Source organism: Mariniflexile aquimaris (genome assembly GCF_042676825.1).
Classification (GTDB): Bacteria; Bacteroidota; Bacteroidia; order Flavobacteriales; family Flavobacteriaceae; genus Mariniflexile; species Mariniflexile aquimaris.
Genome location: NZ_JBHTIB010000002.1, coordinates 831912 through 843813, shown reverse-complemented (window position 1 = coordinate 843813; position 11902 = coordinate 831912). Strand labels below are relative to the sequence as shown.

The following is an 11902-nucleotide window of genomic DNA, read 5'->3' as shown; positions in this document are numbered from 1 at the left end:
GTTTCCCTCACTATCCAATAGCGAAAAAGTAGACAATAGTCTATTGTACAATTGTCTACAATAGACGAATTTCCCTTCATGGAAGATATTAAAGTAAATTTCGGGAAACGAGTTAAACAATTGAGGGTTTCTAATGGATATTCACAAGAAAAATTAGCAGAGATTTCTGATTTAGATAGAACATATATTCCTAGTATTGAAGCAGGCAGAAGAAATTTTTCTCTAGAAATTATAAATAAACTTCCAAAAGCATTCGAAATTGAAATGCATCAATTATTTGAATAACAATTCACAACATTAATACTCCTTTTTATTTGGGATAACGGCTCGAATACCTCCTCTTGGATTTTCTACATCACCATTATATCTTGGAATCATATGAATATGAGCATGCCAAATTGTTTGACCGGCATCTGCATTTATATTGATTCCAATATTAAAACCATCAGGATTGTATTTTTTTTGAATAATTGTTTTTACTTTATTTGCCACAATCCAACAAGCTGTTTGTTCTTTTAAACTCAAATCAAAATAATTTGAAACTAATCTTTTTGGAACAATCAAAGAATGACCTTTTGAAACCGGAAATTTATCATAAAACGAGAAAACTGTTGCGGTTTCAACGATTAATTCTCTTGTTTCGTCTCCAATTAAAAATGGACTTAAATCTACGTTTCCTTTGTTTAAAGTTGTGTAATGCTCATATTCATATATTTCACAGTTTTCGTTCTTAAAAACGGACGAATAAGCCAATTTAATTAAACATTGATACGTTTCTTTCTTATGAACTTTATGAATTCTGAATCCTTCGTATTGAATATCTCGGCGAACAGCAAAATATGCTTTCCCATTTGGTTTTAATAGATTTGAAACGTTCATTAAAACTTCTGCTTGTTCTTCTGGAAGCAAAACATTTAAAACATAAAAGCACAAAATGGTATCGAATCTTTCGGTTGGAAATTCTGGAAAATAAAACGGATCATACCCAATAATATCAATTCCTTTATTTTTTAAAAGTTCAACATCTTTTCCGATACCGCAACCAAAATCAAGAACTTTCCCAATAATTTTTTTTTTATTTAATACAATTCTAGCTGGATATGATAGTGAAGTTCTTTCAATTGCAGTTAAATGGCTATTTGAATTTTGATTATTCATTCTTCATAAATAAAAAACCATTATTACTCGCAATTGTGATTAAAGGTTGAATTGTATTTGAAAAATTTTCTTTTTCAAAACTATCAATATTTGGAAAAATAGATAAGTATTCATCCATATATCTACTTTTTGAATTATGTTGTTTATTTATTTCAAAAGCTACTTTTTGTAAATCATAAAATTTATCAAAATATTTATCAAATAATGGTAATTTATTACTTTTAGAAGCATTAAATTTCTTTTCTATGGGTAACAAATTCCATATTAAATCATGCGAAACAAATGCATGCGGCACAAAATGATCTAGGGCATAATTCTTTGCATCAAAATATAATTTTGTCTCTGTAAAAATACATTGGATTGAGCCTAATTCTTTAAAAACTAATTTCCAGTATTGATTTGTCTGCTTGGTTAGTCCATTTCTAGTGACTGGTTTAATTAATTTATTTGGTATATCAGGAACATTAGGGTTTCTAGTTTGAAGGAATAATGCTAAATTCCAAAAACAAAAATCTTTGAGAATTTTTGCATTAGTTTTAATATAATTTATCCAAATTGGATTTATTATTACATGTTCATCATATAATCCGTAAAAGCATTCGTTTTCAAAATTTTGAGAACTATTATATATTCTTTTTTTGTAATTATAATTATTTTCATCTTTTAACTTTGGAAACCAAGGAGATAAAAACCAATGCGGGACATTAAGATTAAAATGTTTTAATGTTTTTTGAGTGTCAAATTTGTTTGAATTTTCTAAAATTGTAATCAGTTTTTCTTTTTTGATGTCAATTGATAAGTTTTCATATTTTAAAATACTTTCTACAGCATTTTGAATTAAATCTTGTTTTCCGAAAGAAACATGGAAATAATTTACAGTGTACCAAGAATTACTTATCATTCTGGAAAAAATAGCTCTTTTGTCAATAGTTGATTGACCTTTTTCAACTAATTCAATAATTGAAATTAGCCAATAAAATTTATATGTTGCTGAAGTATTAGCAAATGAAGAAGCTAATTTATTTATTGATAACGTATCTGAAAAAGGTAAGTTCATCAAATTTTGAGTTTGTTATTTGTCAATAATCTCAGAAATTATGCCCTCAACTTTTTTATTTCTTATTTTTATCATAATATTCTGTAATCTTTCAAAATTAACGTAATTCACTACAAAAATCAACAAGTAAACTTTTTAATTTTACGATAAATTAATATCAAGGAATCAATCTTCTTTTTTTGTCGTAACTTAATTGTAATCTTTCGATTTTAATTAATCAATAATTTAGTTATGGAACAAAAAAAATGGCTTTCGAGTAAGGAAACACAAAAAGCTGCAAATATAAAAGGCTGTGATTTAATGCACTATAGAATTCAAGGTAACCTTGAATTTGAAAAACGGGGTAATGCGTTTTTTTATTTGAAAGAAAGTATAGTAAAATTAAAAGAAAATCTTTCAAAAAATTGATTTCTATAAATTAAAATCAAAGCCTTTAGAACACAGTTTAGAGGTGTTAGGAATGTAGAATTCTTTCTTTTAAGACTAACTAATTTTATGGCCCATTACTGAATTTTATTCCGGAATTTTATACTATTTTAAAATCAACATTGATATTGATACAACAGTTACCACAATACAAATTACAAAAACCACAACAGCCCAAGAAGGATATATTTTAGCTTCCTTTATTTTATTGTTGAAACGATTTTCAAAACCTTCCATCATGTTTTTATGAATACTCATTTGTTTCTGATGTTCTTCAATGATGGATTTGTACTCGGTTAAATCCATTTTGATTTTGGTCGAGTTTATTTGCTCACTGATTTTTTCTAGTTTTTCAACGCCCTTGTTAAAATCATTGATTTCATTAACTAAGAGTGCTGTTAATTCTTCAAGCTTTGTCATAGTTGCTGTTTTTAAATTTAATATCCGATTCCTTTTTGTATTGCTTTTTTAATAATAAACTTTGTAATCTTCAGGGCTAAACTCGGTGTCAGGTCAACCACTTTACCAGCTAGTTTGATACTTACATTGTTTTCTTTTAAAATACTTTTACCTTGAATGCTTGATATTTGTTTTCCAATATTACCAACGGACATATTTCGGTGGATTTCACTGCCCTTTAGGTTATGCCCATTGAACTCAAACCGAAAGCCCTGTAACTTGTTTTGGTTGTTAATAGTTGGAATCACTTTTACCCCATTAACCTGCATTGTCTTTACATAATCATCAAAGGATCTAGGTTTAAATTGTTTCATCGTCAGATCATGACGGCGTTTAATTTCTGATCGGATTTCCCCTAAATTAAATTGCTTTTCAAACTGGACTTGTTTTACGGTGGTCAATCCCATTTGTTCCGCCACTTTTTCAGCAGCCAGCTGACTGCGTTTCCCTATAAAACTGTCGTTGTAGGCAACTCCATTAAAATCAATCCGGTTCACATATAAATGGATGTGGCGGTGTTCTTTGTCCTTATGTACAAAGGCAATGGCTTGCCGTTCTCCTAATTTCATTTCATTTATAAAACGTTTTGTGATTTCGTTCAGATCCTTTGTTTCTAATCGTTTGCCATCTTCTATCGTTGGACTGATTATAAAGGATATCGTGTTCTTTGTACAGTTGTGATTCTGGTCCTGGAGCATTTTAAACTCTTTGGTGATTTCTGCCGGAGAATCGCTATACAGGAATTCCTTTAGAACAATTTCGGCATCTTTTTCCTGATCCCATCCGTAGGACATGGAAGCTTTGGTATGTGATATGCTCTTTCCTTTTCCTATCATTCCTGGAATTTTTTAAGATGTACTTTAATTTCATTCGCCAAATCATAGACTTCTTGGGTCAATTTAGGATTCCGCTTTTTGAACATGTTGCCTATGGACTTAAAATTGTTGTGGTATTTAATCAGCATTTTATAAAGTGCGATGTGTTCATCCGTAAAACGTTCCGTGATTTCTATTTGAAATAGGCTACGCCGAATGTATTCACTTAAGCTCAATCCGCAACTGGTTGCCTTCACATTCAACAGCTTCTTTTCATAAACGGAGCATCGAAACTTAACGAGGTCACCTTTCCCCTTAAACACTTTTTTTCCTTTGCGACCAAGGGGAGCAAACGAGAATGTGTCCACAGGCACACATCTCGAATTCCTACCCACAAGCTTTTCGTTTTCCGATAGATCCTTTTCCAAATCAAGTTCCAAACTATCTGATTGACCGATTACTTCAGTAGGAATCATTAGAATCTGCTTCGGTTCATCTTTAAAATAAAAATCATTTTTCTCTTCCTTTTTCATGGCTTAATAGGTCGTTTAAATCTTTATGGTTTTTATAGAATGAACTTTTATCAATGACATGATTGTATGTACTGATTAAATATTGAGCAGCTTTTTTTCCAGCGTTGTCATTATCCAAATAGAGTTGCACCAATTCGTATTTACTTATGTGTTTTTCTATCTGTTTAATAAATGCGATGGAGTTTAAAATAATAATGTCTGAAATGTTCATCGTATCTTCATCTATGGTGGCAAGTGATAACAAATCGAACATACCTTCCAAAATGATTAATTGCTTATGATTGTTTTTAAGAGATGTATACGATTTTGGGCTGCTGCTGTTTTTATAGAACTTGTTTCGCAACTCCCAGCCATTTTTGTGGTTCTGTAATCCGATGGCAAAAAAATGAGCATTTTTATACCCATACCAAACCTCTTTACAATAGGCCTTGGCAATGGCTATTGAAATTCCCCTGGAACTTAGATATTGAATTAAGGCAGGATGTGTTAACTCTTGAATTTTGGTTATATCAATCTGGATTTCATTATCATTAAAAACCTTTTGCTGCTGAAATGAAAAATTTGTTATGCCATTGTTTAAATAGTCCAAGGTTTCCTTTATGGAACATTTTAAAATCTTACAAACTAAATCTATCACGTTACCACCTACACCTTCGCCATGGTCGTACCATCGGTTATTGGTTTTAGAGACTTTAAAAGAGGCTTGGGCTTCTGACCTGAAAGGACTCAGAAACCAAGCTTCTTTTTCCGTTGTCTTTTTTGGAAAGTGCCCTAATTTTTCCAGTGCCTTTACCACTGAAAAATTACGGGCTGTTTCACAATTTATTTTTCTTTTCATAAGCCAATGGTTTTTTAGCTGTTTTTTTTTGATGATTTGATGACAATACCCTCTAAAGCCCTTATATCACTGGGTTTAATCCATCATCGATTTGTCATCACATCATCATTTATGTTTTTTTCAACCTCTTTTCTATCATCATTATTTTTTTTGATGACAAAATGATGACAGTTTGATGACAGTCTTAGCCCTTATAAACATTGGGGTTTTACGATTCCGTCATCGTTTCATCAAAATTTTTGGTCAAGAAATCCTTTTCTACGGTAAAATATCTGCCTTTAGCATCCACCAAAGTCATATCGCCATCGGTCCAAATCACAAATTTTTGATATTTGTTCGAGTTCTCCTGATTGTTTAATTTCCAATCTGTTTTCAGTAATTTTCGCAATTGTGTCAAATCTGTTTTCACTCGGGTTTTGTTGAGTGCTAACAAGGCATCCATTGGACAGAGATCTACAGTCTCTATATCGAATTTTTCAAGCACACTCATAAGAATACTCGCCAGCTCCTTTTCAACCCGATTACGATTATTCTGAACCAGTTTTACCAATGCTTGGGTTTTAATTTGGTGTGCTGTAAACCACATCCGGGTTAAATGCCTAGAGCTTAGTTTTCTGTTTGATAAAAAATGCATAAAAGCTGGAATTTCCTTGATTAGGTTTTCAAGGAAGTTGGTTTGCTCTTTATCAACGGTTGGGATTTTAATTACCCAAAATCTGGTCTCATTGGCATCAATCTTTATAAAATTGTCTTCATTGTTACTACACAGAATAAACTTTCCAAAGAATTCCACTTCACGTTTATCCTTGCCTTTGGCTTCCAGCTTATTTATATTAGTAGTGCTCAAATATTTGATACGCTCTGTGAGCTCTTCTTTATTGAACAGAACTGCGTCAATACAGATTAAAAGTTTGTTCGCCCAATCGGCATTGAACTGGCTGCTAAAACTGTCATTGGTCAAATAGGTCAGGTTGTTTTCAAAGATTTCCTTGAGCCATTTTAAGAAGGTACTTTTTCCCGTGGAGCGTTCCTTGGAGACGAGGCAAAGGATAGGAAGTACCTGAATGGGTTTTAGATATAATAGCTGTAGATAATCCAAGCCCAATTCGTAGTGTTTACCAAAGATGTGTTTTACAAATTTTAAGGACAAAGAGATGTCTCCCTCTTTGGGCCCTTTGCCCAAAGGGGAATAGATGTTATAAAACCCTAAATATTCCTGTTTAAAATTTATATGGCTTGGAATACAGGTAAAGCCATCGTATTTCGGAATTTTACTTAAATGGTCTTTACCATGATCCTGTTTGATGGTTTCCATGTTCCAATGCACAAGGATCTCGTTAAAATGTCCGGCTATGGTTGGTGCCTTTACAAGTTTATAATAAGAGGTGCCAACACGTACATAGGGTATCTTTTCCATAATAATTGTTTTTATACCACAATTAAATCATGGTATAGGGTTAAACTAATTTGTTTTGAATTTTGAAAGTCTATGAAGTATTATTCCCTTCCATTTTGAAGTAACCAATCCTCAAGTTTCTTCTTCTCAAAAAAGAGCATTTTCCCGTTTGGTTTAGAGTGTGGAATTCTTCCTGAAGCTGTCAGTTTATAAAGGTAGCTTCTGGATATGCCAGTATAGTCACTAGCTTCGTCAAAGGTCAAGACCTCTTTGCTTCCTATAAGTAGTTTTTCTAAACGATCTAATCGTTCTAGTATTAAAATAGTGTCCATTTTTATTGTTTTATAGATTAATAAAATGAACAAAAGCGCTTTTGCTTTCCCTTACGGGATTATGGTAATAAAGGTATAAAACGTGGCTGTTGAAAGAAAAAATAAAATAGTTTAGTTATACACAAATATTTGACATACAACAAATTAACACAAACAGCAACAAATTTAATGGTATTTTTGGAGTAGAATTTTTTTTTATGTCATATGGCTACAAATGGCAACAAATTAAACGAGCAAAAACTGACATTTTATGGCAGTTTTTGAGTTATTAACAATGGAATTCACGGGTTTTGATAAATGGTGAGGTTTGAAAACGCAGATTTTGATAATTATAACATATTTAATTACAAAACATTACATCGTAAAAAATTATTAAAAAGTAAACATTTAAGATGAAATGAAACTAAATGAAAACAAATTAAACCAATTGGCATCAAATGGATGCAAATTTAATTAAATGCTTCTAGCGCGTGCAAATTGCGTGCAAATTAAAAAGGCTTTAAAAGGTAAAACCTTGTAAAGCCTTGCTATCACTGTGGAGAAGATGGGATTCGAACCCACGACCTCTTGACTGCCAGTCAAGCACTCTAGCCAACTGAGCTACATCCCCATTTAATTATTTTAATTCGCTTAACACTAAAACAGGTAAGCTACTGTTAAAATCTTTTTTATAAATCTGGTTTTTCTCCCATTTTTTCATAAAAAACCCTCTTTTTCTTCTAACTACACAAAGCATATCTGGATTGTGCGACTTATAATGTTCTAAAACACCATGATAAGTGGTTGGGTTTTCAGAATAACTTATTTCCGATACAATATTAGACAATTCATCGTTTATATTAAAATCTCCTTCAGAATAATATGGAGTTTTTACTAACAAAAGATTTACAACAGCCTTAAAATTATCTTTTATTGCTTTTAACGGGTTTAAAACGCCTTCTTTTTTTATTAGAGCCGATTTTACTGCCATTAAAATAGTTTCGATAGGCTTATAAACATAGCCATCTGGTATAATTAAGGTAGGAATGGTAGTTTGCTTAACGATTTTTCCTGATGTTTTTCCTAAAAACAAGTCTTCATCTTCAGAATAAATTCTAGGTTCTATTAAAATTAAATCAATTTCTGCTGCTTTACACGCCAATTCTATAGTATCTACAAACTTTCCTTTAAGCGCTTTTACAATAATTTCAACATTTTTTGTATTAACCTTAGATACCAAATCGTTTAAATAATCTAACGTATCTTGCTCCAAAATATGATCTATTTTTATCATGGTGCCTGCTTTGGTATATACATTATAGACTTGAACAACATAAAGTTTTGCTCCAAAGGCTTCAGCGAAATCTACAGCGTATTGTAAATTACTTAAGGCGTTTGTTGATGCTCCAACAGGTACTAATATATTTTTCATGATTAAAAATTTTCGACTTAATTTTGATGCAAAAGTAATCAAATAAATGATTCGTAAAGGAACTTACGCAGATATCGATAAAATTTTAGAGCTTACAAAAGCCTGCGCTGCTCAATTAATTGAAAAAAATATCTTGCAATGGAACCAACACTATCCTAATAAAGAAGTGTTTGTAGAAGATGTAAAACGCAACGAATTGTTTGTTCTAGAAAAACACCAAACCATTATTGGCTGCATTACCATATCAACCTTTATGGATCCTTTTTACAAACCCTTAAAATGGCTTACACCCAATACTAACAATATTTACATTCATAGGTTAGCGATACATCCTAATTATCAAGCGCGTGGTTACGCTCAAGAACTCATGAGTTTTGCAGAATCTTATGCTAGAGAAAACAATTATACATCCATTAGATTAGATACTTTTTCGCAAAACAAACGAAACCTAACATTTTACGAACAAAGAGGCTATAAACGTTTAGAAGGTATTTATTTCCCGAAACAAAGCGAATATCCTTTTTATTGTTACGAACTTATTATATGAGTATAAATATTAGTCTAAAACACATCAATAAATTAGCAATTCCCGCTTTAATTGCAGGCATATCAGAACCTATCTTATCAATTACAGATACGGCCATCATTGGAAATATTAATGTAAATGCCACCGAATCTTTAGCCGCTGTTGGAATTGTTGGCGCATTTATTTCTATGATTATTTGGGTTTTAGGGCAAACACGAAGTGCTATTTCATCGATAGTTTCTCAATATGTAGGCGCTAATAAACTAGAAAAAGTAAAAAACTTACCTGCTCAGGCTATTTTTATAATTACCTCGTTAAGCATTTTAATTATTCTATCTACTTATCCCTTCGCCAAACATATTTTTAAACTTTATAATGCCTCCAATTTAATTTTAGAATATAGCGTAGATTATTATAAAATACGTGTTTTCGGTTTTCCTTTCACCTTATTTACCATGGCAGTTTTTGGCACGTTTAGAGGCTTACAAAATACGTATTACCCCATGATTATTGCCATTATTGGTGCCTTAACAAATATTGTTTTAGACTATATTCTAGTATTTGGTATTCAAAATTACATTCCTGCCATGAATATTAAAGGAGCTGCTTATGCAAGTCTAGCCGCACAATGTTTAATGGCCTTATTATCGGCCTATTATTTACTTAAAAAAACAAGCATTCCCTTAAGATTAAGTTTTCCTTTAAACAAAGAAATTAACCGATTCATTATCATGATTCTCAATTTGTTTGTTAGAACCTTAGCATTAAACATAACACTTTATTTTGCTACGCGTTTTGCTACAGGTTACGGGGCAGCATATATTGCAGCCTACACGATAGCAATAAATTTGTGGTTTTTTTGTGCTTTTTTTATAGATGGTTATGCGAGTGCTGGTAATATTTTATCTGGAAAATTATTGGGTGCTAAAGCGTATAGCTCGCTTCTTAAATTAAGTAATACATTAATAAAGTATGGTATTGGTATCGGTATTGCCATGGCTCTAATTGGAGCCATATTCTATTATCCATTAGGACGTCTTTTTTCAAAAGACCCCGAAGTTTTATCCCTTTTTTACGATTCTTTTTGGATTATTCTACTCATGCAACCTTTATGCGCCATAGCGTTTATTTTTGATGGCATTTTTAAAGGGTTAGGCAACATGAAGCACTTAAGAAATGTATTGCTATTTTCTACATTCATCGTTTTTATACCCATTCTTTTTTGGTTAGATAGTATAGGTTATAAACTACATGGTATTTTTATTGCACTTACATTCTGGATTATTGCTAGAGGGATTCCTTTAATTGTGAAATTTAGAAAAACATTTAGGCCACTTTCACAAAACAACTAACTTTGTAATAAAATAACAAGCTTATAATATGCAGCTTTTTTGGGCTTTATTGCAAGACATCAACATTAAAGAAAAAATACAGAACGCACCTAATAAAGAATATGAAATAGGTGTTTTTATTGGCTCTATGTTGCCTTTTGTAATTCTTGTATTGTTAGCTTATTTTATTTACAGATACAATAAAAACAGAATTAATAAAGAATAATATGGATATTATGTCATTTATAAGTGGAAACGGATTGTTTCTAGTGCTAGCCCTTGTTTTAATAATTGTTTATTTTGTTAACCGTAGAAAAAGACGCTAATTAACGCGTTTTTAACCAACCCGTTATACTAAAGCGTTTGGTATGCACAGGTTTTACCTCGTGCTCAATTATCTGACTTTCAAAAATTACCACGCGCCCTGGAAATGGGTAAATAACTTTTTCAGTTTCTTTACCGTTTTCATCTAAATACAAGACCAGTTCACCGCCATTTTCTGGTAACCAACCGTCTTCATTTAAATAACAAACAAACGATAATTTGCGCCTATCATCATTCTGAAAGGTATCAATATGCCTCTTATAAAAAGTATCTTTCGGATAAATGGCGTAATGAAATTCTTTGTGTAAAATCCCTAAAAAACAGGTGGTATTTAAATAGCCAACTAAATCGTTAATCTTATTAAAAAACACCGTTTCGGTAGCATCTGCGTTCAATTCGTCCATCCACAAAATAAAATCGCCTCTAATAGATTTTACAATACTTTCGTTCAATCTATTACCAATTGCCGCCTTTTTAAACTCATCTTCATCGTACTTTTCTAAAAGCGATTGTCTTAAAAGCAACACCTCATCGCTTGTAAAAAAATCTTCAACAATACTAAACTGTTGTGTTCCTATATCCGAAATTATCTGTTCGTATAGTGAGTTTTCAACAAAATCAATAGCTTCAAAAAGATGACTCATAATTCGCGCATTTATATTGGATATTTCATAAAAAACGCCAATTAGCCGTCAAATGTAATCTAAAATCGTATTGCTTTTACAAAACGATTATCTTTGCATCTTAAATTCATCTATAATGAGCTTTATTCGCATTACAAAACTATTCTCTTTCGAAACTGGCCATGCACTTTACGGTTACGATGGCAAGTGCAAAAACGTACACGGTCACAGTTACAAACTCTCGGTTACTGTTATAGGAAAACCAATTTCAGATAAAACCAATGTAAAGTACGGCATGGTTATAGATTTTGGCGATTTAAAAAAAATTGTAAAAGAAGAGATTGTTAACGTATTCGATCATGCTACGGTTTTCAACAAAAACACGCCACACGTCGAGCTAGCTAAAGAACTCGAAGAACGCGGACACAACGTATTACTGGTAGATTATCAACCAACCAGCGAAATGATGGTAGTAGATTTTGCAAAAAAAATAAAGCGCCGTTTACCCGAAAATATCGATTTACATTCCCTAAAGCTTCAGGAAACCGATAGTTCTTTTGCCGAATGGTACGCTTACGATAATATTTAAAATATTTGGGCGTTCCCTTTCAGGTCGGGCTTTCCGCTAAATCTTTTTAAAACATTATAGCGAGGAGTGAGCAACGTTGCTATC

16 protein-coding genes and 1 tRNA gene are annotated in these 11902 nt (G+C 31.9%); 6 read left to right on the top strand and 11 right to left on the bottom strand.

The window, feature by feature from the left end; all coding sequences use genetic code 11:
- The first annotated feature begins 51 nt into the window (after nucleotides 1–51).
- Entirely contained in the window at nucleotides 52–285 is a 234-nt protein-coding gene (locus tag ACFQ0I_RS03805; protein ID WP_379939493.1) for a helix-turn-helix domain-containing protein, read from the top strand.
- Between the two features lie 12 nt (nucleotides 286–297).
- On the opposite strand, the gene ACFQ0I_RS03800 is transcribed toward ACFQ0I_RS03805, so the two are convergent.
- Both ACFQ0I_RS03800 and ACFQ0I_RS03795 read right to left on the bottom strand, forming a co-directional pair.
- Nucleotides 298–1158, bottom strand: coding sequence for an HIT family protein (locus ACFQ0I_RS03800; RefSeq protein WP_379939491.1), 861 nt, complete (start codon nucleotides 1156–1158; stop codon nucleotides 298–300).
- On the bottom strand, nucleotides 1151–2215 hold the full coding sequence (locus ACFQ0I_RS03795) for an HNH endonuclease domain-containing protein (RefSeq protein WP_379939489.1): 1065 nt from the start codon (nucleotides 2213–2215) through the stop codon (nucleotides 1151–1153). The genes ACFQ0I_RS03800 and ACFQ0I_RS03795 overlap by 8 nt, the downstream gene beginning before the upstream one ends.
- Nucleotides 2216–2446: 231 nt before the next feature.
- On the opposite strand from ACFQ0I_RS03795, the gene ACFQ0I_RS03790 reads away from it, so the two are divergent.
- The gene (locus ACFQ0I_RS03790; protein ID WP_379939486.1) at nucleotides 2447–2623 is read left to right on the top strand and encodes a hypothetical protein; all 177 of its coding nucleotides are present in this window, start codon (nucleotides 2447–2449) and stop codon (nucleotides 2621–2623) included.
- 123 nt (nucleotides 2624–2746) lie between these two features.
- Here the strand turns inward: ACFQ0I_RS03790 and ACFQ0I_RS03785 are convergent, their stop codons facing one another.
- The 8 genes from ACFQ0I_RS03785 to ACFQ0I_RS03750 all read right to left on the bottom strand — a co-directional run bounded on the left by ACFQ0I_RS03785 (nucleotide 2747) and on the right by ACFQ0I_RS03750 (nucleotide 8425).
- Nucleotides 2747–3061: a DUF6730 family protein gene (locus ACFQ0I_RS03785; protein ID WP_379939482.1), complete on the bottom strand. Its 315-nt coding sequence runs from the start codon at nucleotides 3059–3061 to the stop codon at nucleotides 2747–2749.
- Between the two features lie 17 nt (nucleotides 3062–3078).
- Nucleotides 3079–3936, bottom strand: coding sequence for a relaxase/mobilization nuclease domain-containing protein (locus ACFQ0I_RS03780; RefSeq protein ID WP_379939480.1), 858 nt, complete (start codon nucleotides 3934–3936; stop codon nucleotides 3079–3081).
- The gene (gene mbpA / locus ACFQ0I_RS03775; RefSeq protein ID WP_379939477.1) at nucleotides 3933–4448 is read right to left on the bottom strand and encodes a mobilization protein MbpA; all 516 of its coding nucleotides are present in this window, start codon (nucleotides 4446–4448) and stop codon (nucleotides 3933–3935) included. The genes ACFQ0I_RS03780 and mbpA overlap by 4 nt, the downstream gene beginning before the upstream one ends.
- On the bottom strand, nucleotides 4426–5286 hold the full coding sequence (locus ACFQ0I_RS03770) for a toprim domain-containing protein (RefSeq protein WP_379939475.1): 861 nt from the start codon (nucleotides 5284–5286) through the stop codon (nucleotides 4426–4428). Before ACFQ0I_RS03770 ends, mbpA begins: the two co-directional genes overlap by 23 nt.
- 208 nt (nucleotides 5287–5494) lie before the next feature.
- Nucleotides 5495–6703: a primase-helicase family protein gene (locus tag ACFQ0I_RS03765; protein ID WP_379939473.1), complete on the bottom strand. Its 1209-nt coding sequence runs from the start codon at nucleotides 6701–6703 to the stop codon at nucleotides 5495–5497.
- A gap of 80 nt (nucleotides 6704–6783) precedes the next feature.
- Nucleotides 6784–7014, bottom strand: coding sequence for a helix-turn-helix domain-containing protein (locus ACFQ0I_RS03760; RefSeq protein ID WP_379939471.1), 231 nt, complete (start codon nucleotides 7012–7014; stop codon nucleotides 6784–6786).
- Between the two features lie 536 nt (nucleotides 7015–7550).
- Nucleotides 7551–7624, bottom strand: a tRNA-Ala gene (locus ACFQ0I_RS03755).
- A 6-nt stretch (nucleotides 7625–7630) separates the two neighbouring features.
- Complete coding sequence (locus ACFQ0I_RS03750; protein ID WP_379939469.1) at nucleotides 7631–8425, bottom strand: universal stress protein; 795 nt, start codon at nucleotides 8423–8425, stop codon at nucleotides 7631–7633.
- A 46-nt stretch (nucleotides 8426–8471) separates the two neighbouring features.
- Between ACFQ0I_RS03750 and ACFQ0I_RS03745 the strand changes: the two genes are divergently transcribed.
- Genes ACFQ0I_RS03745 through ACFQ0I_RS03735 form a run of 3 tightly spaced genes read left to right on the top strand, consistent with a single transcriptional unit; the run spans nucleotide 8472 to nucleotide 10508 of the window.
- Nucleotides 8472–8972 (top strand): GNAT family N-acetyltransferase, encoded by a 501-nt coding sequence (locus ACFQ0I_RS03745; RefSeq protein ID WP_379939466.1) that lies wholly within the window; start codon nucleotides 8472–8474, stop codon nucleotides 8970–8972.
- Nucleotides 8969–10303 carry an MATE family efflux transporter gene (locus tag ACFQ0I_RS03740; RefSeq protein WP_379939464.1) on the top strand — a complete coding sequence of 445 codons (1335 nt, stop codon included), beginning with the start codon at nucleotides 8969–8971 and terminating at the stop codon, nucleotides 10301–10303. The genes ACFQ0I_RS03745 and ACFQ0I_RS03740 overlap by 4 nt, the downstream gene beginning before the upstream one ends.
- 28 nt (nucleotides 10304–10331) lie before the next feature.
- Nucleotides 10332–10508: a hypothetical protein gene (locus ACFQ0I_RS03735; RefSeq protein WP_379939461.1), complete on the top strand. Its 177-nt coding sequence runs from the start codon at nucleotides 10332–10334 to the stop codon at nucleotides 10506–10508.
- Between the two features lie 100 nt (nucleotides 10509–10608).
- On the opposite strand, the gene ACFQ0I_RS03730 is transcribed toward ACFQ0I_RS03735, so the two are convergent.
- Nucleotides 10609–11250 carry a 2OG-Fe(II) oxygenase gene (locus ACFQ0I_RS03730; RefSeq protein WP_379939459.1) on the bottom strand — a complete coding sequence of 214 codons (642 nt, stop codon included), beginning with the start codon at nucleotides 11248–11250 and terminating at the stop codon, nucleotides 10609–10611.
- A gap of 115 nt (nucleotides 11251–11365) precedes the next feature.
- Here ACFQ0I_RS03730 and ACFQ0I_RS03725 point away from each other — a divergent pair, with 115 nt between their 5' ends.
- The gene (locus ACFQ0I_RS03725; RefSeq protein ID WP_379939458.1) at nucleotides 11366–11818 is read left to right on the top strand and encodes a 6-pyruvoyl trahydropterin synthase family protein; all 453 of its coding nucleotides are present in this window, start codon (nucleotides 11366–11368) and stop codon (nucleotides 11816–11818) included.
- The last annotated feature ends 84 nt before the right edge of the window (nucleotides 11819–11902 follow it).

Coding starts and splice junctions, on each gene's coding strand:
- ACFQ0I_RS03800 (WP_379939491.1), bottom strand. CDS start 1,158: ATGAATAATCAAAATTCAAATAGCCATTTAACTGCAATTGAAAGAACT.
- ACFQ0I_RS03795 (WP_379939489.1), bottom strand. CDS start 2,215: ATGAACTTACCTTTTTCAGATACGTTATCAATAAATAAATTAGCTTCT.
- ACFQ0I_RS03790 (WP_379939486.1), top strand. CDS start 2,447: ATGGAACAAAAAAAATGGCTTTCGAGTAAGGAAACACAAAAAGCTGCA.
- ACFQ0I_RS03785 (WP_379939482.1), bottom strand. CDS start 3,061: ATGACAAAGCTTGAAGAATTAACAGCACTCTTAGTTAATGAAATCAAT.
- ACFQ0I_RS03780 (WP_379939480.1), bottom strand. CDS start 3,936: ATGATAGGAAAAGGAAAGAGCATATCACATACCAAAGCTTCCATGTCC.
- mbpA (WP_379939477.1), bottom strand. CDS start 4,448: ATGAAAAAGGAAGAGAAAAATGATTTTTATTTTAAAGATGAACCGAAG.
- ACFQ0I_RS03770 (WP_379939475.1), bottom strand. CDS start 5,286: ATGAAAAGAAAAATAAATTGTGAAACAGCCCGTAATTTTTCAGTGGTA.
- ACFQ0I_RS03765 (WP_379939473.1), bottom strand. CDS start 6,703: ATGGAAAAGATACCCTATGTACGTGTTGGCACCTCTTATTATAAACTT.
- ACFQ0I_RS03760 (WP_379939471.1), bottom strand. CDS start 7,014: ATGGACACTATTTTAATACTAGAACGATTAGATCGTTTAGAAAAACTA.
- ACFQ0I_RS03750 (WP_379939469.1), bottom strand. CDS start 8,425: ATGAAAAATATATTAGTACCTGTTGGAGCATCAACAAACGCCTTAAGT.
- ACFQ0I_RS03745 (WP_379939466.1), top strand. CDS start 8,472: ATGATTCGTAAAGGAACTTACGCAGATATCGATAAAATTTTAGAGCTT.
- ACFQ0I_RS03740 (WP_379939464.1), top strand. CDS start 8,969: ATGAGTATAAATATTAGTCTAAAACACATCAATAAATTAGCAATTCCC.
- ACFQ0I_RS03735 (WP_379939461.1), top strand. CDS start 10,332: ATGCAGCTTTTTTGGGCTTTATTGCAAGACATCAACATTAAAGAAAAA.
- ACFQ0I_RS03730 (WP_379939459.1), bottom strand. CDS start 11,250: ATGAGTCATCTTTTTGAAGCTATTGATTTTGTTGAAAACTCACTATAC.
- ACFQ0I_RS03725 (WP_379939458.1), top strand. CDS start 11,366: ATGAGCTTTATTCGCATTACAAAACTATTCTCTTTCGAAACTGGCCAT.